The 9,578-nt window shown below is 61.6% G+C and carries 9 protein-coding genes; 2 read left to right on the forward strand and 7 right to left on the reverse strand.

Going from position 1 to position 9,578, the window contains the following annotated elements; translation table 11 throughout:
* Positions 1-141 precede the first annotated feature (141 nt).
* The 3 genes from I6E39_RS10810 to I6E39_RS10820 all read right to left on the reverse strand — a co-directional run bounded on the left by I6E39_RS10810 (position 142) and on the right by I6E39_RS10820 (position 1,855).
* Positions 142-573: a hypothetical protein gene (locus I6E39_RS10810; protein ID WP_235381593.1), complete on the reverse strand. Its 432-nt coding sequence runs from the start codon at positions 571-573 to the stop codon at positions 142-144.
* A gap of 25 nt (positions 574-598) precedes the next feature.
* Positions 599-904, reverse strand: a complete 306-nt coding sequence (locus tag I6E39_RS10815) for a DUF2089 family protein (protein WP_235381594.1) — start codon at positions 902-904, stop codon at positions 599-601.
* A 141-nt stretch (positions 905-1,045) separates the two neighbouring features.
* Complete coding sequence (locus I6E39_RS10820) at positions 1,046-1,855, reverse strand: DMT family transporter (protein WP_235381595.1); 810 nt, start codon at positions 1,853-1,855, stop codon at positions 1,046-1,048.
* A 171-nt stretch (positions 1,856-2,026) separates the two neighbouring features.
* On the opposite strand from I6E39_RS10820, the gene I6E39_RS10825 reads away from it, so the two are divergent.
* Entirely contained in the window at positions 2,027-2,623 is a 597-nt protein-coding gene (locus I6E39_RS10825) for a DNA-3-methyladenine glycosylase (RefSeq protein WP_235381596.1), read from the forward strand.
* A gap of 264 nt (positions 2,624-2,887) precedes the next feature.
* Positions 2,888-3,532, forward strand: coding sequence for an HAD family hydrolase (locus tag I6E39_RS10830; RefSeq protein WP_235381597.1), 645 nt, complete (start codon positions 2,888-2,890; stop codon positions 3,530-3,532).
* 70 nt (positions 3,533-3,602) lie between these two features.
* Here the strand turns inward: I6E39_RS10830 and I6E39_RS10835 are convergent, their stop codons facing one another.
* The 4 genes from I6E39_RS10835 to I6E39_RS10850 form a co-directional block, all read right to left on the reverse strand.
* Positions 3,603-5,915, reverse strand: a complete 2,313-nt coding sequence (locus tag I6E39_RS10835; protein ID WP_235381598.1) for an S-layer homology domain-containing protein — start codon at positions 5,913-5,915, stop codon at positions 3,603-3,605.
* Positions 5,916-5,935: 20 nt separating this feature from the next.
* Positions 5,936-7,198 (reverse strand): ABC transporter permease, encoded by a 1,263-nt coding sequence (locus I6E39_RS10840; protein WP_235381599.1) that lies wholly within the window; start codon positions 7,196-7,198, stop codon positions 5,936-5,938.
* On the reverse strand, positions 7,195-7,890 hold the full coding sequence (locus I6E39_RS10845) for an ABC transporter ATP-binding protein (protein WP_235381600.1): 696 nt from the start codon (positions 7,888-7,890) through the stop codon (positions 7,195-7,197). The genes I6E39_RS10840 and I6E39_RS10845 overlap by 4 nt, the downstream gene beginning before the upstream one ends.
* An 11-nt stretch (positions 7,891-7,901) precedes the next feature.
* The coding region (locus I6E39_RS10850; protein ID WP_235381601.1) for an efflux RND transporter periplasmic adaptor subunit at positions 7,902-9,578 on the reverse strand (1,677 nt) is incomplete at its 5' end.

Below are 9,578 nucleotides of genomic sequence, written 5' to 3' on the forward strand. Positions count from 1 at the left end.
TGTAAACCGTGCGTAGGGGGCGGCGTCCCCGACGCCCCATAATACATCCATAAACTAAAACTAAAATTTATCCGCGCAGCTCTCACATTCATCTCTCGATAAGAAAAGGTCCGCCGGTTGCCCGGCGGACCTTATTCCCGCTCATTCCAAATCTTCTATTTTCATCTTTTTCAAATCATCCTGAAAATCCCGGCGGTTTTTATAGTGGAGCCAGATACCCCCAAACACCACCGTGGGGATGTTGGACACCAGGAACAGCATGGCGACGGCTCCCATGGCCCCGGGGGTCAGCTGGCTGCGCGCATGCTCCTCATGGTGCTGCTCTACGATCTGCCCATTCTCACCATAAGTGGTGACGGTGGTGGCCCCGCCCCCTGCGTACATCTGAAATCCCGCCAGATTTACTACGATCAGCAAAGAAAACAGCAAAGACAGCACCGGCAGGATCAGCCCCAGCCGCCGTCCCTTCCGGCACAGCCACACCTGCAGAACTACCAGCAGGGCAATGGGTACCAGCATCATAAAGATGGCGGCGACCAAAGCCAAGCCCACCGTCGAAAACATCATGTTCACCAAAATTCCTCCTTCTCCATCACGGTCAGAGCTGTGCTCCGCCCCGTGTTTTTTTATACTCGGCAATCAGCAGCTTGGCGGTGTCGAAGTCCAGCCGCTCGCTGACCACCAGCCGCTTGATGGTGGCGATATAGGGATCGGCGGCGGTATCCTCCCCAATCTTGATCTTCTGGATCAGCCGGTCCAGCCGCAGCCGCACCGTGGGATAGGTCACCCCGTACTGGGCCGCCATCTCCTTCAGCGACCCGGAGGCCAGGATGAACTTTTTGATGAACACCACGTCCTCCTCCTCCAGCCCCGCCATCCACTCGGGCGCCACGTCCACGGACATGCGGTCATCCCCCTTCCTGTTCTGTGTCTGCATCATAATATTTAATTTTATTAAAGTCAATATTTAATTTTATTTTTCATAATCTTTTAATAAATAAGAAAATGCCGCTGCAAACACAGCGGCATTGGAGCATTCAGAGGCTCAGGCGGGGGTCTTTCGGCGCAGGAAGGAGAACTTGGTCTCGGAGCAGACCACGGCCACAAAGATCAGGGCAAAGCCCGCCAGCAGCCGGCCGGTCACCGGATCGCCATAGAAAATGACCGAGAACAGAACCCCAAACACCGACTCCAGAGACAGGATGACCGAGGCGGAGGCGGGGTCGGACCAGACCTGGCCCACATTCTGGAACAGGAGTCCCACCGTTGTCGCCATGATACATAGGTAGGCCAAGGGCCAGAACACCCCCGGATCCGACAGCAGTTGGAACGAAAACTCCTCCATACTCAACCCGAAGATCCAGGAATAAATCCCCGCAAACACAAACTGAAATGTAGTCAGCAGCAATACATCTTTTCCCGGGGAGACCTTGGCCACTGCCACAATGTGTGCGGCATAGAATACTGCGCAGAGCAGCGTCAGCAAGTCTCCCGCATTGATAGACAATTGGTCGTTCAGCGAAACAAATCCTACACCCGTAATGCACAACAACGCCGCAGCAATATTATAGCGGTCCGGCTTCACCTTCACCACCGCCCAGGTGAGGAAGGGAACGATGACGCAGTATGAGGCCGTCAAAAAAGCATTTTTGGACGGGGTGGTCAGAGCCAATCCAAGGGTCTGAACCGCATAGGCCAGAAACAAAAATCCCCCTATCACCGCTCCCCGCCAGAGGTAATCCCTGGTAAACGCCTTCCACCGGGACCAGCAGATCAGCGAGAGCAGTAGCCCTCCCACCGTAAACCGGATGGCCAGCAAATGGAAAACCGGGATATTATCCAGCGCATTTTTCATAATAAAAAACGAGGCGCCCCAAATCAGTGCGGAACAGCAGAGCATCGGCTTCGCCAACACTCTCATCATCTTAGGTGACATGACGATCAACTCCGGATTGCAAAATAATGTTATCTCATGGTATCATGGGACCGATCAGCTTCGGGGCCGCGCCCCGGGACGGGAGGGGCCATGGAGCTTTTAATACGGGATTTTTATGACCGGGACACGGTGACGGTGGCCCGGGATCTGCTGGGCAAATGCCTGGTCCGGGTGCTGGAGGACGGGACACATCTGGTGTGCCGCATCACCGAGACGGAGGCCTATGTGGGACGGATGGACAAAGCCTGCCACGCCTACGGCCACAAGCGCACGCCCCGGACCGAGACCCTGTTCGCCCCGCCGGGCACCGCCTATATCTACCTGATCTACGGCATGTACCACTGCCTCAACTTTGTCACCGAGCCGGAGGGGGAGCCCTCCGCCGTCCTCATCCGGGGAGCGGAAGCGGTCACAAACGGGGACATTATAGCAGAAAACCGATTTGGATGCAAGATGGCAGAAATGACCGCCTACCAGCGAAAAAACTTCCTCAACGGTCCGGGCAAGCTGTGCCGTGGGCTGGACCTGACCCGGGCGCAGAACGGCCTGGATCTGACTGCTCCGGACAGCGGCCTGTATGTCTGCGACGGTCCCGCTCCCGGGCACATTCAGGTGGGCAAGCGCATCGGAATCGACTACGCCCAGGAGGCGGCGGACTTTCCGTGGCGGTTTTGGACGGAAGTATAAATTTTAGTTTATCGTTTCATGTAGGGCGAGGGCTTGGTAGGGCGGGGGCTTATCCCTCCCCCTTTTGGCCTTCGGCCATTTCCCCCCGACGGCTGCCATTTTGGCGGCGGCCCCAAGGGGCCGCCCTACGGGCGGGGCGTCCAGAGGCCGCCCCCTACGAAGCCATATTGTAAACCGTGCGTAGGGGGCGGCGTCCCCGACGCCCCATAATACATCCATAAACTAAAATTTACACTTCCACAACTCATCTTAACGGAGGACTCTATGTACTTTTTTGACCTGGACGGCACCCTGCTGGACTCCAACGGGATCTGGCTGGACATCGACATCGAATTTTTAGGCCGCCACGGCATCTCCCCGGTGCCCGAAGACTACACCGACTATGTGACCTACCACGCCTTTCCCGACGCGGCGGAATACACCCGGTCCCGTTTTTCCCTGCCCATGACCGGGGCGGAGATCGTGGCCGCCTGGCAGGAGATGGCCCGGGAGGCCTATGCCGGCCGGCTGCCCCTGAAGGCCGGAGCCCGTGACTTTCTCCAGCGGGCCAATGAGGCGGGCGTCCGGTGCGCTGTGCTGACCTCCTGCATACCCGACCTGTGCCGGGCGGCTCTGGAGGCCCATGGGCTGTCTCCCCTGCTGGAGCGGGTACTCACCACGGCGGAGCTGGGGCTGGAAAAGCGGGACCCGGCGCTGTACATGACGGCGGCCCGGCTATGCGGACAGCCGCCGGAGGACTGCGTCCTCTTTGACGACTCCCCCGTCTACTGCGCCGCCGCCCAGGAAGCCGGGTGGCGGGTATGCGGCGTGGCCGACCCGATCTTCACCCACCGGGCGGAGGAAATGGCGGCTCTATGCGGACCGGGACGGTATCCTTTTGATTTTTCCGGTCCCCGATCTGATCCATAAAACGCACTGGCGGCGGTCCCATTTGGGACCGCCGCCGGTGCTATTTGGAGAGTCAAAGGGGAAAGCAGATTCAGTTGGCCGACACGATGCGGACCTTCTCGCCGATGGGGTCCACATAGATGGTCAGGTCCTTGGAGTAAGCCTTGCAGGCGCTGAGCCGGGCCTCGCCGGTCTCCTGTTCAAACCAGCTCTTGGTCGTCTTTTTGTAGCACTCCACGTCATCGGCCACCCGGTAGGTCCGGCCGCCGGCGGTGACGTAGGTCGCCCCCTGGCTGACGAAGAAGTCGGCAGGAGCCACACCCTTCACCTCGGTCAGTGCCACCACGTCTGCGGTCTTGCCCATACCGTCCACCGAGCCGAAGCCCTTGGCCACGCCGCCGAAGCTCTTGTCCCGGAAGGCGTAGCCGGTGACCAGCTCCTCCAGTCCGCCGGTACCGTTCTTGACGGTCACCGTGCGGTTGGTGTACTGCATGTCGCCGGAGCCGCCGGAGAGGCCGCCTTCTTCCAGGATCCCGTAGGTGTAAACGTCTCCAGTCACCGCCTTCAGCACGAGGTAGTCCACCATGCCGGAGGAATTCAGGTGATACATGGCGATATCCCCGGCGGGAATGGAGCCCATGTCCAGCCGGGCCAGGCTGACCTCGGCCATGGCGCTGCCCACCTTTTCATAGACCCGGACGCCGGCGGTGACGGTGAGGCCGCCCAGCTTCATCTCACTGACCTGGAAGGCCCCGGGGGCGTTTCCGGAGGACAGCTTGGACGCGCTGATCTTCCCTCTGGAGCCGGAGGAAATGGTGACCAGCTGATTTTCCAGATTGCCCAGGTTGCTCACAGTCCCCTTCAGTTCCAGGGAGCCGCCGTTGGGCAGGAACACCTGGGCGCTCCCGGCGGACACCATGCCAATGGCGGTGGAGCGGACCGCGCCGCCCGTCCGGACCATGCCGGCCACCTTGCCGTCGGCGGTGAGAAGCAGGATCACGTTGTCACCGATGGAGCAGTCCCGGATGGTATCCCAGGCGCTGTCCAGCACCTGGAAGGAGTGGCCCAGGACCTGGATGGCGGTGGGCGCTTTGGCGTTGGGCTCCGCGTCCTCATATACGCAGGCCAGCCGCAGGTCGGAGACGATCAGGGTATTGTTCAGGCTGTCGTAGGTGACCACATCGTAGGGCTTGATATCGGACAGGGAGATGGTCTGGCGGTTCTTCTGGATGCGGAAGTCAGAGGCGCCGCCGGTAAGCTGGTGGAACATGGCCACGGTGGCGCTCCCAGCCACCACCACGGCGTCGGAGTCGGCGGAAACCGCGCTGCCGCCGGCATAGACCGCCACGATCTTGCCCTTCTCCGAGTACATGGTGATCTGGGTCCCGGAGGCCAGGGCGGTATAGCCGTCCAGCCAGGCCTTGCCCTCCCGGGCGTCGGCGGTATAGAGCAGGGTATCCTTGGACATGGTGTACTGCTTGCCGTCGGCGCCCTTCACGTAGCTGGGCTGGGCCTCCCCGGACAGGGTGACGGTGACGGCGCTGCTGTCGTCGGGGACAAAGGACACGATCTCGTTCTTGTCGTTGAGCACCAGCGCGCCCCGCTTGCCCAGCAGGGCGGTGGGCTTCACCGCTCCGGCGGCGGCCAGGTAGGACTCGCCGTCCAGGTTGTCGGTGGTGCGGATGGCCCCGTCGCTGGAGCCGTCGTCGGTGGTCACGTTGACGGCCAGGATGATGGTGTCATCCTTGGCGGTGCCCAGGGACTTGTAATAGACCTCCCCCGCCCCCGTCTTGCAGCTCAGGGCGTTGACGAAGAGCTGGGCGGCCTGGGCCCGGGTGATCGGCTCGTTGATCCCTGCGGTGATCCCGCCGGTCAAGCCGATGGACCGGGCCAGATTCATGTAGCTCTGGGGCCACACCGCCCCCGCCTGCTGGCTGGAATAGCCCAGCACACGGATAAGGATGGTGGCCGCCTGGGCCAGGGTGATCTTGGTATCGGGCTCGAACTTGCCGTTGCCCACGCCGGAGATCAGGGGGAGCTCCTTGTCTCCGTCGCTGACCGTCAGGGAGGCGGCCAGATTCACATAGCCCAGCGCCCAGTGGCGGGCGGTGACGTCGGCAAAGATGGTCCGGGTGGAGTGGAGGGCCACCTGGTCCCCCTTCTGCATGAATTTGACCACCATGGTACAAAACTCGGCCCGGGTCAGGCTGGTGCCGGGGTTAAACTGGTCCCCGCCCACGCCGTCCACCACTCCCATCAGACGCAGGATGTCCGCGTTGAGCGCGGTGACCGGGTCGGACACATCGGTGAAGGAGGAGCCCGCCGCCCCGGCGGGCAGGACCGCCAGGGAAACCAGCAGGGCGGCGGCCAGCACGCCGGCCAGTATCTTTTTTATTCTCATCATGTTCACTCTCCTAATTTCCCTTAGTCTGCCCGCAGGGCCACCACCGGCTGGAGGCCGGAGGCCTTGATGGCGGGATACATGCCGAAGATGATGCCCAGCACCACCGAGAACAGGAAGGCCCCCACGGTGATCCCGGTCCCGGGCAGCATCATTGCCTCGTCCAGCAACAGCTTGCCCGCGATCAGCGTTCCCACGCAGCCGATCCCGATGCCGATGACGCCGCCGATGCTGCAAATGACGGCGGCCTCGATGAGGAACTGGGTGATGATGCTCTTGCGCTCAGCGCCAATGGCCTTGCGGATACCGATCTCCCGGGTCCGCTCGGTGACGGTGACCAGCATGATGTTCATGATGCCGATGCCGCCTACCAGCAGGGAGATGCCGGCGATGGCTCCCAGCACCAGGGACTGCATCAGGTTCTGGCTTTGCAGGTTCTGGGCCCAGCTGTTGTCGCTCTGCACATAATAGTCGCCCCTGTCCGACCAGCCCTCGGCGTTCTTGGGGAACAGTCCGGCCAGGTAGGCGTCCAGCTTGGTCATGGCCTCGACGGTGGCCGAGGCGCTCTTGGCTTTGACCACATAGCTGTTGATGGTGTTATTGTTGTTCAGGGTCCGGTTAAAGGTATAGGGCAGGACGATGATGTTGTCCAGCTCCGGCCAGTAATCCACTGCCATGGATTCATACCAGCCCACCACCAGGAAGGGCTGGCCGTTAATGGTGATGGACTCTCCCACCGGGTCGGTGTAGTCGAAGAGGGCCTCCTTGGCCCCGGCCCCCAGGACGCAGACGGCGTTGGTCTTTTCCACGTCCAGGTAGGACATCTCACGGCCCCCGGCCAGCTGATAGTTGTTGCACACGCCGTACTGGTCGGAGCCCAGCTTGACGTGCATCATCTTCTCCCAGTCGACGCTGCCGCCCCCGCCCATGCTGTCCCAGTCGTTGACGGACAGGGTCTTGGCCCCGTACTGGATGGTCATTTTCTGGTCGATCTCCGCGTCGGGGGTGATGCCCAGCACCAGGTCACTCATGGACAGGCAGTAATCATACAGCTTCTCGGAGGTCTCGTTGTTGGTGTCGTAGTAGGAGTAAGCGGAGACGTTGATCTTGTTGTCCCCCATCTTCTCGAAGTACTCCATGTTCTTCTTGTTCTGGCCCTGGACCACCGACACCATGATGACCACGCTGGCCACGCCGATGATGATGCCCAGCATGGTGAGGAAGGACCGGGTCTTTTTCATGGAGATGGACTTGAAGGCCATTTTGAAGGCTTGCCAGAGATTCATTCCCAATCCACCTCCTGAGGATGGTCTGCAATGACCTTGCCGTCGGACAGGCGGACCACCCGCCGGGCCGTTGCCGCAATGGAGTCGTCGTGGGTGATGAGCAGGATGGTGGTGCCCTCCCGGTACAGCTCCCTCAAAATCTCCAGCACATGGCGCCCCGTCTTGGAGTCCAGCGCGCCGGTGGGCTCGTCAGCCATGATGATGGGGGGCCGGGTGGCGATGGCCCGGGCGATGGCCACCCGCTGCTGCTGGCCGCCGGACATTTCACTGGGCCGGTGGTGGGCCCGGTCCTCCATCCCCACCCGGGCCAGGGCCTCCATGGCCATGTCCTCCCGGTCGAAGACGGACACCCCCCGGTAGATCAGGGGCAGGGTCACATTCTCCAGGGCGTCCAGCTCCTGGATCAGGTTGTAGCCCTGGAAAATAAACCCGATCTCCCGGTTTCGGATGCGGGCCAGTTCCTTGTCGGACAGGGAGGTGACGTCGGTGCCGTCCAGGTAATACTCCCCATAGGTGGGGATGTCCAGACAGCCCAGCACGTTCATCAGGGTGGACTTGCCGGAGCCCGACTGGCCCACGATGGCCACGAACTCCCCCTTGTCGATCTGGAGGGACACCCCGTCCAGGGCCCGGACCTCGCTCTCCTTGCCCTCGTTGTAGATCTTATAGAGGTCTCGAATATCTATGAGCATGGCGGCACCCCTTACCAGCTGCTGCCCATGTCGGTGACGGTGTAATTGACAAAGACGTTGTCCCCCTCCTGGACGCCGGAAATGATCTCCACATTCTGGGCGTCGGAGAGGCCCGTCTCCACGATGACGGGGTAATAGCCCTCCTCTTCGCTGGGGTACTGGCGCTTCTGGCCGGGCTCCACCGTGGGCAGTTCCAGCTCAGGCACGTCGTCGGGCCGGCTGTCCCGCTGGACAAAGACCACCGCCTGGCGGTTGCCCTCCATGTCGCTGACGTACTTCACCGAGCTGGTGGGCACCAGGACGCAGCCGTCGGACTCGCTGGTGACGAAGGAGTACTGCAGCCACGCGCCGTCCATCAGAGAGCCGTCAAAGTTGTCCACCGACAGGGTGACGGGGTAGTTGGTCATGCCCTGGCCGGCCTGCGCGCCTCCCATGTCGATGGCGGTGACGGCGCCCATATAGTTCATCCCGTTCCAGTTCAGCTCCACCATGTCGCCCGGCTTGATGAAGGAGATGTTCCGGTCGTCCACCTGGATGGTGACCAGCATGGTGGTGGTGTTGGAGATGATGACCACGGTGTCGCCGCTCTTGACCTCGGCCCCCTCGGACAGGGAGCAGGAGGTGATGGTACCGTCGATGGGGGCCACGGCGTTGAAGTCGTCCAGGGCCTTCATGGCCTCGTCCAGCTTGGTCTGGGCCGTGTCGATCTCCTCCTGCTTGGCCCGAATGTCCGAGTCGATGGTGGCGGAGCCCAGGTAGAGCAGGGCCTCCCCGGCGGACACGTTGGCGTAATTGAGCAGGTTGCCCGTTCCGGTCACAGGACCGCTGGCCTTGGTCTGGACGGTCCGGGTCTCATAGAATTCAGTCTTGCCGTTCTCGTAGGGGTAGATCTCAGTGCCGTCGGCGGCTTTCAGCACGGCGGAGGCGTCCATTCCTGCGGTCAGGGTCCCCGGGTTGTCGAAGGTGATGACCACCTCGAAGTGGACCGCCCCCTCGGGGGAGATGTAGCTCACCTTGTTGATCTTCTCCACCGTTCCCGTGAAGGAGCCCATGACGGCGGGGATGGAGACGGACACGCTCTGGCCCGTCTTGATCTCGTTCTCATAGGCGTAGCTGAAGTAGAGGGACAGCTTCAGCTTTTTGTCGTTGACCAGAGTGGCCACGGTGGTCCCCTTGGACACCTCCTGGTCCACTGTGAACTGCTGCACCTCCTGAAGCTTCCCGGCGAAGGGGGCCCGGACCGTCAGGTTGGCGGCATCCTCCTGGAGGTCGGCCATGTCCTTTTGAAGGTCCTCCAGCTTTTTCCGGGCGTTGGTCACCTCGTCCTCGGCGCCCTGGCTGAAAATGGTGTACAGGGGGTCGCCGGCCATAACGGTCTGTCCGGCGGTAACGAAGACCTCCTGAACGGTGCCGCTCTGGGTCAGGGTGATGGCCGCCGACTCCTTGGCCTTGGCGGTGCCGCTGCCCGATACCTTGCTCTGGATGGACCCGATGTAGGCGGGCTGGGCAAAGATCTCACCCTGGTTCTCGCCGCCGGAGTTCAGAAAGCGGTACAGGCCAAAGCCGCCGCCCCCCAGAATGGCTGCCGCCACTCCCAAGGCCACCAGCCTCTTGGCCATTTTCTTCTTCTGCGCGCTCTTTTTCTTCACCGGGGCCCTGGGGGGCACGGGGGTATCCACCTGGGGCTT

The organism is Pseudoflavonifractor phocaeensis (assembly GCF_021531375.1).
Lineage (GTDB): Bacteria > Bacillota > Clostridia > Oscillospirales > Oscillospiraceae > Lawsonibacter > Lawsonibacter phocaeensis_B.

Excerpts from the sequence above, each read along its gene's own strand:
- I6E39_RS10820 (WP_235381595.1), bottom strand. The coding sequence starts at position 1,855 with ATGAAAAATGCGCTGGATAATATCCCGGTTTTCCATTTGCTGGCCATC.
- I6E39_RS10840 (WP_235381599.1), bottom strand. The coding sequence starts at position 7,198 with ATGAATCTCTGGCAAGCCTTCAAAATGGCCTTCAAGTCCATCTCCATG.
- I6E39_RS10830 (WP_235381597.1), top strand. The coding sequence starts at position 2,888 with ATGTACTTTTTTGACCTGGACGGCACCCTGCTGGACTCCAACGGGATC.
- I6E39_RS10845 (WP_235381600.1), bottom strand. The coding sequence starts at position 7,890 with ATGCTCATAGATATTCGAGACCTCTATAAGATCTACAACGAGGGCAAG.
- I6E39_RS10815 (WP_235381594.1), bottom strand. The coding sequence starts at position 904 with ATGTCCGTGGACGTGGCGCCCGAGTGGATGGCGGGGCTGGAGGAGGAG.
- I6E39_RS10835 (WP_235381598.1), bottom strand. The coding sequence starts at position 5,915 with ATGATGAGAATAAAAAAGATACTGGCCGGCGTGCTGGCCGCCGCCCTG.
- I6E39_RS10825 (WP_235381596.1), top strand. The coding sequence starts at position 2,027 with ATGGAGCTTTTAATACGGGATTTTTATGACCGGGACACGGTGACGGTG.